A 13,325-nucleotide genomic window follows, 5' to 3' on the forward strand; every position below is an offset into this window, starting at 1 on the left:
TAGAGTTACCATTTCTAACTCCTTCTCTCCATCAGTTGTTTTTTCTATTTTACTTCCTTATCTAACAAAAGAGGGATCATTTATCCTGTTCAATCGCTTCTGCCAGTCCATAAAGCCAACCTTGAATCTGCTGTAGCCGTATTCCCTCCTGTTGCATGGAAGCAGCAATGTTGGCACGTCGGCGCGTGAGACGTTGAGAGGCGATCCCGCAGGGATCTGCCTTACGGCAGCACGCGGGTTTGAGATAATATTGGATTTTAGGTTCGAGCGCATCTGCCAAAGCTTTAAACTTTTCGGCTTTTTTACTGGCGATAAGTTGAGGCATCGTTATTAATTGAAATCAAGCGATCGCCTTAGATGCGCCAGCATCGGGAAGATTAAAGCGATAAGGGGAAGTCTAAAGAAAAAGAAAAAGATACCCGAATCGGGGATCTCGGTCGGGGCATCTTGGCTTGTCAAGCTTTCCGATAAAGTTGCCGCAGTACCTCAAAAGAAGCTTCAGTCGATAGTCCCCAGACTTTGATTTCGTAACAGGTTTCTAACCTTTGCCCAGTTCTCAATTCAGCTTTATAGTTTTGACTCAGAGTTTCGAGGTAGGATTGAGCAGTATTAAGATCATCAAACCCAATGTACGAACAATGGCGGCTGCCATCAGGACGAGTGACGGTGGCAAATCGAGGATATAGGTAGTTTAGCCGCCATCCGTCATCAAGAAGTTTGCAGGTAACGGCGTTTCTAGGAAGGATACTTATGGACATAGCGATCGCTCTCTTGAGTGCGATGCTGAAAGCTGCGAAAGCAGCATTTTGTCAATTTTAGGATTCAGTTTGGAGGCTTAAAAGCCTATTTTGTCGTTTAAAGTTGCACCCTAAAACTATAATTCTCAAAATAAAGGAATGGATTTAGGGTGCAATTAAACGGCTCAAACCTTGATTCTGTTGTTAAAGTTTGCACCCTAAATTGAAGATTCTCTTTTTTTGCACAAGTACAGAGAATAGTGAATGCCATTGCGACGATAACGGAGGTAATCATAAGGCCCGCAGTTGTTAATCGTTTTTTTCTCGATATTGCACCTAATCTCATTAAAAATTAATTTTGGAAGAACCTGTTCACAAGCTGTTAACTGCTTCATCATAGAAGTAAAAAGCTTTTTTAAAGTTACCTATGAAATTACATTATTTTCTAATTCCTCTTGGGATCATTGCTATCACTGCCCTCGCCATTGAAGTCTATCAAGCGAATAGCGCACCATTACCACAAGGATTTCCCTCCCCTACTTCGGCTGGCGTGATTGAAGTGAAAACTTATCCTGCTTATCGTGCTGCCACTTACACTTACAAAGGGGAACTCTCGAAAGCCGCTAATCAAGCTTTTTATCCTTTGTACCAACACATTAGTTCTAACGAGATTCCTATGACCGCCCCAGTTGAAACTCGTTATCCCACCACCACCTTGACAGAAGTCGAAGATACGGGACTGGCTAAGGTATCTTTCCTTTACCGTAGCAAAGATACTTCGACAAAAACAATCGCGGATGAGATCGTCATCGAAGATATTCCCTCAATGACGGTAGTAAGTCTGGGATGCCAAGGAAGCTACAGTTACGACAGTTACCAAAAAGGTTTAGCACAATTAAAAGAGTGGTTGAACCGTCATCAAAACTATCAAGTCACCGATTCACCCCGTCGCTTCTTTTATGATGGCCCTTATGTTCCTGATGCGCTCAAACGGAGTGAGATCCAGATTCCTATCCAAAAAACTGTAACAAGCCAACCTTAGCTATCTGCCTACTCCTCAATTTCTTCATTGAGCAATTCTTCTAGCTTCTTCAATAGAGTCTGAGCTTTACGCCATTTTTTCGGATCGGTCTTCCAGAGTTGTGCTTTCTTGAGCTTTTGATAAGTTTCACTTAAAGTTGTCTGGGCAGTCGGGGTTAAGGGATTTGACTCCCGCGATTCAAGTAGGGAGATGCGTTCTTTAATCTGGCTTAGGGATAACTCCTGTGCGATCACATCTTCTAACAACTCGGTTCGCTGTTCTGAGTCTTTGAGCCGCGCGATCACTTTAGCTTTGGTGTATTCGATCTTTCCTTCTCCAAGAGTTCTGAGGATGTCTTCTGGTAAATTAAGTAGAGACAAACGATGATTGATAAATGAATCGAGATTCAGTAACCCTAACGACTTAAAAATTGAAGTGATCACTTCAATTTGGGCATTACCTACAACGTTGTGGGCTGTTTGCCCTTTTCGTTCCTTTTGAAGTCGGTAAAGAGTTGATTTAACTTGCTCTCTAGAAATCTTTAGCTTAAAAGAGAGAAGATTTAAAATCCCTTCTACTTCTTCAACAGGGTTTAAATCTTCTCTTTGAAGATTATCAAGCAAGGAAATCTCAATGGCTTCCTCGTCATCTACTTCAAGGACGAGGACTCGTGCTTCATTTACACCTGCTAGAAGTCCTGCCCGATATCGTCTTTCACCACTTAGAATTTCATAGTGCTGTCCATCATTCATCAACCGAACTAATAGAGGTTCTAAAATGCCATGTTTTTTGATTGTTGCGGCAAGTTCAGCTAATTTAATCGGATTAAAAAATTTTCTAGGTTGATGGGTAAAAGGAACAAGCTGTGAGAATGGAACAATTTGATAATCATTCTGATGTCCCTCTCTAAAAGTAAATACATTAAGCGATCTTCTTTCTTTAGTAGCCATTGATTAATTTTAAAGATTCTCTAAATAAAGATTCAAAATCTTGGGAGGCAATTTTAGCGGCGGGTGTTGGATCTTGCCAAACGGTAATTCCTTGTCCTGGAGCGTCGCTAATGCTCTGTCTGTTGTAGATAATTGTAGAAAGTAAAGGAACAGTTGATTTAGAAAGTAAATCAATTGATTCTTTCAGTAAAATTGTTCCTTTAACAGCTTGATTGAGCAGCAAAGCCGCTTTAGGGAAATTATTTCTAATTCTTTGGGCTTGAGATAAGATTCTTAAGATTTTATGACTACTATGAGTATCTAATCCAGATGGCTTACAAGGAATTAAAGCTAAGTCACAGCCGTACAGAATCGATTTAGTAACTTCTGACAAACCAGCAGGGCCATCAACAATGACAGCATCATATTTTTGGCTAAGTTCGGGTAACAGATCGAGCAGATCTTCTGGATCGTCAGTTATAGCAAAGGGAATTTTTAGGTCAGTCAGCCAATTAGAGCTACTTTGTTGTACATCAGTATCTACTAAAACAACAGAACCTTGTAAGGACAGCCAATAAGCCAAATGAACGGCTATTGTCGTTTTCCCTACTCCTCCCTTCTGATTAGTAAGGGCGATGATCATAATGAGTGCATTTCTCTCTTCTTTTCTTTTTTTGAATTAATTTCTATGAGCTAGTCTTTGAATAAACTGTTCCCATCATTGTATGTGAATTGTCTTTTTTAGAACAGACCACAACGTTGTGGGCTATTATCGATGAATTACCCCAACTGCTTTTCGTCAGCGTGCGTTAAAGTAGTTCATTGTACATCTAAGTTTTTCGCGGCTCAACGAATGTTGGCAAGATTCTAACCCATTTTCGTTTCATTTCACTGCGCTTTTTAAAGGGGACTCTTTTCAGGTATCCTCGTCAAAGATGGAGATGTGGTGATTTTCGCCTTTTCTGACTTCCGCTTCCAATTGAAAGTGTGCGAATTGAGGAAAAACAAAATACTTCCCTAACTAACCTGAGTTCGGGATAAGCTAAAACCCCCATTCTCTCGTAGAATAGAGCGCAAAATCGCCTTAACTCAAACTGACGTTAACTAAAGGGGAGTAGTGGCACAAAGATCTTGATGGAAAGATTTTCTCCCCGTAAAATGCCGGTTCATTAAAATATAACCTGAGCGCGTTTAATTTAATCAACACCTTTGCTACACTATTACATCTTTGTGGCACCACCAACTTAACCGAAAATTTATAACAGAGAATTTTTTGTCCTCACTCGCTGATAAAATTCCTGCATCACTTCTAGAAAAGACCCATCTTTTCGCCAAAAAGGAGGGAAATCTCCCCCTTTTTTGACTACAATAGCTGGGATACTCGCTTTTGAGACAACATCAACCGTTGGTGGTAATCGGTGAGTCGAGTGCCAAAATTCTTTCAAGCTTACTGCATCTAAGTGCTGCACTTTTTCAGGTTTTGTATAGTATGAAGTGACAGGTTCTAAAAGAATTTCATCGGCTTCCATCGCTTCTGAGAGAATCTTTCCTAAAGGCGATTTAGCTAACTCTTGTTGTAAGAGTGAGCGATAAATTCCTCTGAGTTCAAATAATAACAAGGGGTCTTGGTCTAATTGGGAAGCCACTAAATAATAAACCCCAGCAATATGCTTACAGGGATTTTCCCAATCGGGACAAGAACAACTCGTTTGAAAATCTTTTTGAGTCTGAGGCAGTAAATGGAGATTGACTTCATGAAACGCTTCATCAATATTATCAGGGACTTCATTGAGCAGGAGTTTAGAAATTAAACTCGCTTTTGACCCTAGATAGGCAATTGCTTTCGACCAATCGGCTGTTTTAATGGGTTTAATCTCGATTGTGATGTTGTATAAAGGCTCTGTATAGACTCCAAAATAAGGATTAATCGAACCTCGAACTTGAGCCGTGATCTTGCCTTGTTCAAGGTAATATTCTTGAATTTTTCCATTTCTGGCGTAGGAACGTCCTCTAGTTAGTCTTGCCGAATCCGTAAATTCTTCTAAGGCTTCGATAAATCGTTTTCCCCACCAAGTTTTACTGAATTGTGCCATGTTTCACCTTGTCCCAAATCTAAAATTAAATAATCGCTTGTCGATTCAGAGCAATTAGCTTTCTAAAACTTTCATTATCCAATTCGGTTAGCCAAGATTCATCCGCTCCCACAATACTATTAGCGATCTTTTTCTTCTCTTCGATCATCTCATCAATACGTTCTTCTAATGTTCCTAAAGTCACAAACTTATGAACAAAGACATTCTTACTTTGACCAATTCTAAAGGCTCGGTCGGTTGCTTGATTTTCAACGGCTGGATTCCACCAACGATCAAAATGAAAGACGTGATTAGCCTTAGTCAAAGTAATTCCAACACCTCCAGCTTTTAGAGATAGGATAAAAGCCGAGGGTTCAGTTTCAGGAGCTTGAAATTCAGCGATCATTTTTTCTCGTTTTTGACGAGTGGTTCCCCCATGCAAATAATAAGTATTGTAATGAAAGGTTTGCTTTAAATAGTGATGTAGTGCTTCGCCAATTTCAGTAAATTGAGTAAAAATCAAAAAACTTTCTTCTTCAGCAATCACTTCTTCTAGCATTTCTCCTAAACGTGACAATTTGTGAGAACGGGCTGGCGTAAACTCACTGCTATCTTGTAAAAACTGCCGAGGATGGTTACAAATTTGTTTAAGCTTCATCAGAGTTGATACGATCAATCCTTTGCGCTGAATTCCTTCAGCATCTTGAAGCTGTTCTTCTACATTTTTCACGACGGCTTCATACAAAGAAGCTTGTTCTTTGGTCAAGTTACAATACTGTTTATGTTCGATTTTATCAGGTAAATCTTTGATGATCTGTTTGTCTGTTTTGACGCGACGCAGGATCAAAGGTTCTACCAATTTTTTGAGAACGTTGGACTGCACTTGGTCATTCTGTTTTTGGATGGGAATTTCAAAGGTTTTGCGAAATTGAGCTTCTTTACCTAAATAACCTGGATTAAGAAAATTAAAAATTGACCAGAGGTCGAGTAAACGGTTTTCGATAGGTGTTCCCGTCAAAGCGAGACGGTGATTAGCTTGTAAAGTGAGAATGGCTTTAGTTTGTGCCGCTTTAGGATTTTTAAGATTTTGGGCTTCATCGATGACAATTCGCTGCCAAGTTAAACTGTTAAAAAGTTTGGCATCTTTTCTAGCCAGCGTAAAAGAAGTAATCACAAGATCATGTTCTAAAGAAGCCGATTGAAATTCAGTTTCATCCTGATAGCGACTGCTGCCATGATGGATGAAGCTTTTCAGATGAGGGGCAAATTTTTCGATTTCTTTTTGCCAATTGCCGACAACTGAAGTAGGGGCAATTAAGAGAGTTGGTAAGATGGGATGATTTGTTTCTCTTTCGGTAATTAATCTGGCAATCACCTGTAAAGACTTACCAAGTCCCATATCGTCAGCCAAACAGCCGTTTATCCCTAATCTCTCTAAATATTGAATCCAAGCCACGCCTCGTTTTTGATATTCTCTGAGATTTCCTTGTAATTGAGTCGGATTTTCAATTGGTTCGAGATAGCTAGGGTCACGTAATTGAGCCATCATCGCCGCTAACATCTGGTCAGGCTCAACTTCAATTTCATCAGCTTCTTCTGTGGCTTTTTTCATCAATTCTAGTAGAGTCATTTCAGGATGTTCCTCTTGATGAGCCTGCCAAAACTCAAGCATTTGCTTCATCTTGTTTTGGTCTAACTCAATCCACTGACCCCGAAACTGGACTAAAGGTGTTTTGGCTTGGACTAACTGCTGCCATTCTTCTTGACTAATGATTTGTCCACCGATGGAGAGTTCATATTGATATTGAATAATCGTTTCAAGGTTGAAGTAGCCTTGGTTGAGGCTTTTCGCAGAAGACTTCTTAGAAGAAGCTTGAAGGCGAATTTTGGCTCGTTGACGACCTTCGGGTGTCCACCAAGCGGGAATAATCACTTTGTATCCAGCATCTTCTAAAATCCATGCACTTTCTTTGAGAAAATCAAAGGCTTCTGCTAAGGTCAGGGAAAATCCACTTGGTTTGTGTGTTTCGAGTCCTTTCCAGATTAGCGGATACATCCGAGCCGCATAAGCTAAGTTTAAGAGTAAATTTTTCTCGAAATCGTTGCCAAAGTGTTTTTGGATTGGCTTTTTGGTTTTCTGAGAAAGAAACCAATAATCATCTAATTCAAGTTTTAGGGATGGGTCTTGTTTTGAAGCAACGAGAAATTGAATTTGCCAGTGATCTAGGTTATTTTCTGACGCTTCATGAAGTTTAAAACAAAGATGAAAAGTTGAAGTATTTTGAGTATCTAATAGTTTCTGTTTCCAAGTTTGCCATTTTCGATAGTCTTCTAAGGCAGAGACATTCGTCCAAGGCTGTTGGGAAGTTTTGGGATGGAGGCAACCATAGAGAAGGGCAGTCTCGTTGATTTTTTTGTCAAAGCTAGCAGGAGTCGGATTGCTAGTGACGATAAAATTAAGAAGAGCCTCAGAAAAGTGACGAAGTAGGGTTTCTGGGTCGTAAAATTCTTGTCTTGGATGAGCCGTCTCGGCACCAGCTAGACAAACTAGAGGAAGGTAATTGAGATATCGTTTGAGATTGGCTTCATAAGCTTCTGAAACAATTTCCCAGATGGTATAGATTTCAAAAGAATGGCTTTTTGGCTTACTTTTGCGGATTTGAGTTGAGATTTCTCGATATTTAAACGCAGGAATGTATTGATCTTTCAGAATAATTTGTTTAAAGGCTTGGGTATAGTAATACCAAAAAAGTAAGTCAGACCCCATCTGAATTTCAAGCGAATGATTAAGACTAATAAAATGAAGGTCATTTAGGATTTTAATGACAGGGGTCACTCGATAACAGTCGATTTCCCAAGATTGTAAATCTGAGGTTTCAGGCAATTCTAATTCTAGATAACGGCTTAATTCCAATGAAGGAAGTGGCTGTTGATTCGCACTAGGTAAGAGAAAGTATTTAGAGGTAATCTCGCGGCTCGTCGGGCTGTTGGATGAACAGACAAGACCTAATTCATTGGCGAGAAAAAGAGCTAATTCTTCTTTGGCTAATTGTCCTCGATGACGATTGGCTGGCTGATTTTTTCGGTTTTTGGGCGTGGAGGTTTCAATCCAGAGATAAAAATTGCCAGTCTGGATAAATTCATAACTTGCTTCAGGAATCCAGGTCCCGTGAAGGATTTTCATGAACAAGGAATAACTAGATGATTAGCTCAGTCTACTCTGTATTTTAGAGATTTGATGACACATTTGAACGATTCTCAAAAGCTAAAGCTCAAACCGTCACAAAAAATAGTATCATTCTTCGACTAATACATGAATGAACTGACGGGGTGACAATCTCCTGAGCCAAAAGTTTTTTCAACCTTTCAAGATTCAAACGATAGGATGTTGATAAAAGGGAAAATCTACATAGCCTTGGGCCTCGGACGAGTACCAATCTTTCATCGGTGCTTCGGGATTAAGTGGCCATCCGTGAGCAAAACGCTCCACCAGATCAGGGTTACTAATGAAAGGCCGTCCGAAGGCGATCAGATCCGCATGGTTCGACCGAATTGCTGCGGCGGCGGTTTCTTGAGTGTAACCACAGTTCCCGATTATTGCTTGACTGAAGACCTGACGAAATTCGGCTAAGGTCATTGGCTCGCCTAGCTCATGGAAACCAAAACCCAAACCATCCATGATATGGAGGTAAGCCAATCCATAAGCATTTAGTTGCTCGGCTACATAGAGAAAGGTTTCTCGATAATCAGGCGAACCCATGTCGTTATAGATGCCGTTGGGTGATAATCTGACTCCCACCCTTTCGGCTGGCCAGACGGTTAAGATCGCCTCAACTACCTCTTTTAAAAATCGGTAACGATTTTCTAAGCTTCCACCATAGCGATCGCTACGCTGATTGGTTTTAGATTGAAGGAACGTATCGATTAAATAACCGTTTGCTCCATGAATTTCAATTCCGTCAAATCCTACATCCATTGCGCGTCTGGCTGCCTGGCGGTAATCAGAAACCACGCTAGGAACCTCTTCCGTCTCTAACGCTCTGGGTATTTCGTAGGGCTGCTTGCCAATGGGGGTATGGATTGACTCTCCGTTAATCTTGATGGCTGAAGGGGCGACAGGAAGACCTTCCGCTTCGTGGAAGCTACTATGGGAAGCCCGTCCACAATGCCACAGTTGGAGGAACAACGGGGTTCTTTTGGCGTGAACCGCTTCAATCACCTCTTTCCAAGCTTCAGCTTGTGCTGAAGTATAGATGCTAGGGCTGTTTTCCCAACCATTAGCTTGTGGGGAAATGACCGTCGCTTCCGTAATGAGCAGCCCCGCCGAGGCTCTTTGGGCATAGTACTCGGCCATTAAAGGGTTAGCTTGCCTAGATTTTCCCGCACGGGCGCGAGTCATTGGAGCCATGACGACTCGGTTTTTTAGGAAGAGTCCCTGTAAATCAAAAGGAGATAGAAGTGCCTGGGAAGTTTGTACACTCATGAGCTAATCAGTTTTTAGTTTTGAGGATTGCTCCATATTTTATCAATTTCCGCTCAAAACTTTAAAGGGATACTCCGTAGGAGTTTTAGCGATCAAAGCTTGAATCAGATTAACGTCACATTTTTCCAAGAACTACGGTTTTTTCTAACGCAAGAATAATGGTTTGAGGCTAATTGTTGAGCAACAATTGTACTACGCAAACACTCTGTAACAGTTATGTGCCTACAACCCCATCTTAGAGAACCGTTAAAAAAGATAAGTAAAAGTTTTAACTTTCCTGACTAACAAAACTGAACTCTACATCACTGAATGGTGAGGCTTTCACTACCTTCAGTTTCCCTGATAAAAGTTTACATTTCGTTACAATTTTAAATAAAGGTCAGGCGAACCGTAGATTTCGCTCCCTAAAAATAGGAGGTTGTCCGATGAACGGCAACATACGTGTCGGTAATTTATTTGGGATTCCTTTTTATGTGAGTCCTTCTTGGTTTATCGTGCTAGGAATAGTCACGTTAACTTATGGTGGGCAACTCGCCTTATTTCCTCAACTTAGCGGCATTACCCCTTGGATTTTAGGATTAATTACGGCATTATTATTATTTGCTTCAGTAATTGCCCATGAATTGGGTCATAGCTTGGTCGCTATCTCTCAAAAAATTGGAGTCAAATCCATTACTTTGTTTATCTTTGGTGGTTTAGCCAGCTTAGAGAAAGAATCAGAAACACCATTAGAAGCTTTTTTAGTCGCTATTGCAGGCCCCCTCGTCAGCTTGCTCCTCTTTGGCCTATTTACAATAATTGGCGTTAATGTGTCGCTGCCATTACCAATCGCTGCGATCGTTTCTTTACTCGCTTCAATCAACTTAGCATTGGCACTATTTAACTTGATTCCAGGCTTACCCTTAGATGGTGGAAATGTCCTCAAAGCTTTGGTTTGGAAGATTACAGGTAATCCCAATCAAGGTATTATTTTTGCCAGTAGAGTTGGTCAAGTTTTCGGTTGGTTAGCGATTATGATCGGAGGATTAGCTGTTGTCGGGTTAAGTCCCATTGGAAGTTTCTGGACATTATTGATTGGCTTCTTCTTGTTACAAAATGCAGGAAGTTCGGCTCAATCAGCCCAAATTCAAGAAACGATGAATGGATTGACGGCTGAAGATGCAGTGATTCCCAATAGTCCAATTGTTAACCAAGATCTGAACTTGCGTTCTTTTGCCAATGACTATGTGATTGGACAGAATAAATGGAGTAAGTTCTTAGTCACTGATGAAGCGGGCAATTTACTGGGAGCGATCGCTACAGATGATCTAAAAAAAGTAGCGACCTCTGATTGGACAAAAATCCTAGTTAAAGAGTTAATACAACCCAACCAAGTTTTAACAACTGTTCGCTCTAATCAAACCTTATTAGAGGTTGTCAAACTGCTAGAACAGCAAAGAATTCCCCAGTTAGCGGTAGTAAATGAAAATGGGATCGTTGTTGGCTTGTTAGAAAAGGCTTCGGTCATCAATTTATTGCAACAAAAAGCACTTCTTAAAACCGCTTAAACTCGACTGAGCTTGTAATCTTATCATTGGGGTGTCGTTTAAGAGATGACACCCCAAAATTTGTTATTCTTAGGGGGAAAAGGAGGGCTTGGAAAGCTGACTCAGGCACGAACATTGTGAGCCACGATGAAAAATGTTTCTCACAAAAGAGTTTTTCAAATGATAGTGATGACTACCCGCTTTACTGAGCAACTTGTCATAACGAAAGTCGGGCCAGATTTCTTTTCTCTTGAGATGACCGAACGAGCGAAAAAGCTTGGTATTTTTTAAACTTGCCTAATGAACAAATTGAATTGAAAGATGTATTCGATATTCAATCATTAAGGACGTGACTGCGTGCGCTTCCGCGTGCCTACGGCATCGCCCCCTTTGACTTTTAACAGTCAAGTCATCTAATCAGTCCGACAACAAGGTTTCAGATTTAATAACGCGCTGCCCTTCATGCCGATCCGCTCTTCGGATCGCTTCAATCATCTGTGATTGTTGATCTTTGGCAGTTGTCGATATCTCGCTTCAATCAACGAATAAATACTATAGGCAATCAGACCTAATGCTACTCCTCCTAGAATCCAGCGTCCAAAAGGTTGTTGTGCCAGTGCCGCTAGTGCTTCACCTAACCCTTTAGCTCGATTCGGGTCAAAGGTGAGGGCAGCTTGGGTTAAAAAGACACCGATGGTAGCAAAGACAATTCCACGAGCCGCAATTCCGATTCGACCAAGAATAATCGCCCAAGTTCTCTGTTGAGGGCTGATCATCGACAACTGGAGATGTTTACGGAATTTGCCTTTGTAAGCTTTGTAAAGTTCGTAGAATCCGAGTCCAATTACAAGCATTCCCGCACTCCCTACTAACCACTGACCAAAAGGTTGAGACAAGAAACGCGCCGTCCAGTCTTGAGTTAAGTTATTACTACCACCTCCTGAACCGAGAATGAGTTTAATTGCTGTTGCGGCTAGTACGAAATAACTCAAAGCACTAATGGCATAACCGAGCCGTCGAGCGATTTGTTTAGCTCCTCGATGTTGATGAGGGTGTTCTGGATCGAGAAAAGTTTCAACGGTTCGCCAGAGAGCATAACCAATGAGTCCAACAGTAACAAGACTCAGGAGAAATTTCCCAAATGGTTGAGTGACGATCGTTTGAAGGGCTCCCTTACTGTCTGTCGTTTTGCCCCCTACCCCAAAAGCAGCTTGTGCAGCTAACAAACCAATAATAAAATAGACTACACCTCTAGCAGCATAGCCAAGTCGGGCTAGTTTTTCCATCCAAGGATGTGATGCGGCTTGTTGAATGGGTTTTTCAAGATTGCCATTAGGTGAATTATGTCGTGTCATTGTTGTTGTGTAGCTTAAATCTGAGTTCTCCTATTTTTAATCAAAGCAGTAACTAATATTCCCCTCATCACCCTAAATAGGTAGAGCTTGAATCAGATGAGTAGCGATGGGTACAGAAAATAGCGATCGTTATTAGAAAGGGAAAATGAAAGAGGGCGATCGCGTCTTATAATTAGTTAGGGGCAATTGTCTCATTCTTTCTTGAAAGGGAGGATCGATGTCTGATACAAGAGTAGGTAAAGGCCACTGCCTTTGTGGGAAAGTCAAGGTAACAGCCCCGACAATGAGTAAAGAAATCGGAGCTTGTCATTGCCATCAGTGCAGAACTTGGACGGGTGGGCCTCTATTAACCATTGATTGCGGAAGTAATGTATCTTTTGAAGGCCAAGAACATATTAGCTTTTTCAACTCGTCTGAATGGGCAGAACGAGGATTCTGCTCAGGCTGTGGGACACATCTGTTCTATCGATTGAAAGAGAATCATCAATATTTCATGCCTGTCGGAATTTTTGAAGATGATGGAAAGTTGGTTTTTGACCACCAAATCTTCATTGATGAAAAACCCGAATATTACGATTTCGGTTGTGTTGCAAATTTTTTTAGAGACAGAAAAGCTCTAACTTTTCCACTTTTCTAAACAACTCTTTCAAAGAGAGATTCAATAAATTTCTTTTGACCGATAATATCCCCTTTTTTGATATTATTAATCTGTCCTTTGCGGATTACATTCATCATTTCATAGCCTTTAATTGTTCGTCTGGCTGTGTTAAATGATTTAAATCTTAGTCCTGGCTTGACTAATCTTTTAATAAATCTAACGTCAGTTCGGGCCTTTGCAGATTGAGGTAAAGCCCACTCCATCCCAAGAGAAGGCTTCTTGGGCTGATGGCAATAAGCAATTAAACCACACAGAAGATTGACACAAAAATTGACAGGACTTCTATGGCGAGAATGCAAGGGTTTGAGAGATGTTTTTGAGTTGGAAGGGTAATTGTCTCAACACTCTTAGCGTTTACGCGATAAGAGCTTATCATGAAGGTGCATTAAGCGATTTTTCATGTTTCTTTTTGGAGGAGCGAAAAACTCGATGCCTTTCTCTTGCCGCAACTGTTCTGTTAAAACTTGATAGCATTTTTCAATTGGATTGAACATAATAGCAGCAGTGAGTAAACCAGCCAACCAAATTGTCTTGGGTCACTAAA

11 protein-coding genes and 2 pseudogenes are annotated in these 13,325 nt (G+C 40.9%); 3 read left to right on the plus strand and 10 right to left on the minus strand.

The window, feature by feature from the left end; genetic code table 11:
• Nucleotides 1–76: 76 nt before the first annotated feature.
• Both C7H19_RS23800 and C7H19_RS23805 read right to left on the minus strand, forming a co-directional pair.
• The gene (locus C7H19_RS23800; protein WP_106459399.1) at nucleotides 77–325 is read right to left on the minus strand and encodes a hypothetical protein; all 249 of its coding nucleotides are present in this window, start codon (nucleotides 323–325) and stop codon (nucleotides 77–79) included.
• A gap of 130 nt (nucleotides 326–455) precedes the next feature.
• The gene (locus C7H19_RS23805; protein ID WP_106459400.1) at nucleotides 456–758 is read right to left on the minus strand and encodes a hypothetical protein; all 303 of its coding nucleotides are present in this window, start codon (nucleotides 756–758) and stop codon (nucleotides 456–458) included.
• 406 nt (nucleotides 759–1,164) lie between these two features.
• On the opposite strand from C7H19_RS23805, the gene C7H19_RS23810 reads away from it, so the two are divergent.
• The gene (locus tag C7H19_RS23810) at nucleotides 1,165–1,779 is read left to right on the plus strand and encodes a heme-binding protein (RefSeq protein WP_106459401.1); all 615 of its coding nucleotides are present in this window, start codon (nucleotides 1,165–1,167) and stop codon (nucleotides 1,777–1,779) included.
• Between the two features lie 8 nt (nucleotides 1,780–1,787).
• Here C7H19_RS23810 and C7H19_RS23815 read toward each other — a convergent pair whose 3' ends face one another.
• The 5 genes from C7H19_RS23815 to C7H19_RS23835 form a co-directional block, all read right to left on the minus strand.
• Nucleotides 1,788–2,708, minus strand: a complete 921-nt coding sequence (locus C7H19_RS23815; protein ID WP_106459402.1) for a ParB/RepB/Spo0J family partition protein — start codon at nucleotides 2,706–2,708, stop codon at nucleotides 1,788–1,790.
• Nucleotides 2,698–3,330, minus strand: a complete 633-nt coding sequence (locus C7H19_RS23820) for an AAA family ATPase (RefSeq protein ID WP_106459403.1) — start codon at nucleotides 3,328–3,330, stop codon at nucleotides 2,698–2,700. The genes C7H19_RS23815 and C7H19_RS23820 overlap by 11 nt, the downstream gene beginning before the upstream one ends.
• A 613-nt stretch (nucleotides 3,331–3,943) precedes the next feature.
• Nucleotides 3,944–4,780: an SWIM zinc finger family protein gene (locus C7H19_RS23825; protein WP_106459404.1), complete on the minus strand. Its 837-nt coding sequence runs from the start codon at nucleotides 4,778–4,780 to the stop codon at nucleotides 3,944–3,946.
• Between the two features lie 25 nt (nucleotides 4,781–4,805).
• A complete protein-coding gene (locus tag C7H19_RS23830; protein WP_106459405.1) occupies nucleotides 4,806–7,943 on the minus strand; it encodes a DEAD/DEAH box helicase in 3,138 nt (1,045 codons plus the stop codon).
• A gap of 189 nt (nucleotides 7,944–8,132) precedes the next feature.
• A complete protein-coding gene (locus C7H19_RS23835; RefSeq protein WP_106459406.1) occupies nucleotides 8,133–9,242 on the minus strand; it encodes an alkene reductase in 1,110 nt (369 codons plus the stop codon).
• Nucleotides 9,243–9,667: 425 nt separating this feature from the next.
• Between C7H19_RS23835 and C7H19_RS23840 the strand changes: the two genes are divergently transcribed.
• The gene (locus tag C7H19_RS23840; RefSeq protein ID WP_106459407.1) at nucleotides 9,668–10,789 is read left to right on the plus strand and encodes a site-2 protease family protein; all 1,122 of its coding nucleotides are present in this window, start codon (nucleotides 9,668–9,670) and stop codon (nucleotides 10,787–10,789) included.
• A 470-nt stretch (nucleotides 10,790–11,259) separates the two neighbouring features.
• On the opposite strand, the gene C7H19_RS23845 is transcribed toward C7H19_RS23840, so the two are convergent.
• On the minus strand, nucleotides 11,260–12,123 hold the full coding sequence (locus C7H19_RS23845; RefSeq protein WP_106459408.1) for a DUF1206 domain-containing protein: 864 nt from the start codon (nucleotides 12,121–12,123) through the stop codon (nucleotides 11,260–11,262).
• Nucleotides 12,124–12,340: 217 nt separating this feature from the next.
• On the opposite strand from C7H19_RS23845, the gene C7H19_RS23850 reads away from it, so the two are divergent.
• Nucleotides 12,341–12,760, plus strand: coding sequence for a GFA family protein (locus tag C7H19_RS23850; protein WP_106459409.1), 420 nt, complete (start codon nucleotides 12,341–12,343; stop codon nucleotides 12,758–12,760).
• Here C7H19_RS23850 and C7H19_RS25995 read toward each other — a convergent pair.
• Together C7H19_RS25995 and C7H19_RS27305 are read right to left on the minus strand one after the other, a co-directional pair.
• Nucleotides 12,757–12,945, minus strand: a pseudogene (locus C7H19_RS25995) (IS6 family transposase); the annotation flags it as partial. The gene C7H19_RS23850 and the pseudogene C7H19_RS25995 sit on opposite strands and share 4 nt — an antisense overlap.
• A gap of 33 nt (nucleotides 12,946–12,978) precedes the next feature.
• A pseudogene (locus tag C7H19_RS27305) lies at nucleotides 12,979–13,248 on the minus strand (transposase); the annotation flags it as partial.
• Nucleotides 13,249–13,325 lie beyond the last annotated feature (77 nt).

This window comes from Aphanothece hegewaldii CCALA 016, from assembly GCF_003007785.1.
In the GTDB taxonomy this organism is placed as follows: domain Bacteria; phylum Cyanobacteriota; class Cyanobacteriia; order Cyanobacteriales; family Microcystaceae; genus Chroococcus; species Chroococcus hegewaldii.

Coding starts and splice junctions, on each gene's coding strand:
- C7H19_RS23835 (WP_106459406.1), bottom strand. CDS start 9,242: ATGAGTGTACAAACTTCCCAGGCACTTCTATCTCCTTTTGATTTACAG.
- C7H19_RS23840 (WP_106459407.1), top strand. CDS start 9,668: ATGAACGGCAACATACGTGTCGGTAATTTATTTGGGATTCCTTTTTAT.
- C7H19_RS23800 (WP_106459399.1), bottom strand. CDS start 325: ATGCCTCAACTTATCGCCAGTAAAAAAGCCGAAAAGTTTAAAGCTTTG.
- C7H19_RS23820 (WP_106459403.1), bottom strand. CDS start 3,330: ATGATCATCGCCCTTACTAATCAGAAGGGAGGAGTAGGGAAAACGACA.
- C7H19_RS23815 (WP_106459402.1), bottom strand. CDS start 2,708: ATGGCTACTAAAGAAAGAAGATCGCTTAATGTATTTACTTTTAGAGAG.
- C7H19_RS23845 (WP_106459408.1), bottom strand. CDS start 12,123: ATGACACGACATAATTCACCTAATGGCAATCTTGAAAAACCCATTCAA.
- C7H19_RS23810 (WP_106459401.1), top strand. CDS start 1,165: ATGAAATTACATTATTTTCTAATTCCTCTTGGGATCATTGCTATCACT.
- C7H19_RS23850 (WP_106459409.1), top strand. CDS start 12,341: ATGTCTGATACAAGAGTAGGTAAAGGCCACTGCCTTTGTGGGAAAGTC.
- C7H19_RS23805 (WP_106459400.1), bottom strand. CDS start 758: ATGTCCATAAGTATCCTTCCTAGAAACGCCGTTACCTGCAAACTTCTT.
- C7H19_RS23830 (WP_106459405.1), bottom strand. CDS start 7,943: ATGAAAATCCTTCACGGGACCTGGATTCCTGAAGCAAGTTATGAATTT.
- C7H19_RS23825 (WP_106459404.1), bottom strand. CDS start 4,780: ATGGCACAATTCAGTAAAACTTGGTGGGGAAAACGATTTATCGAAGCC.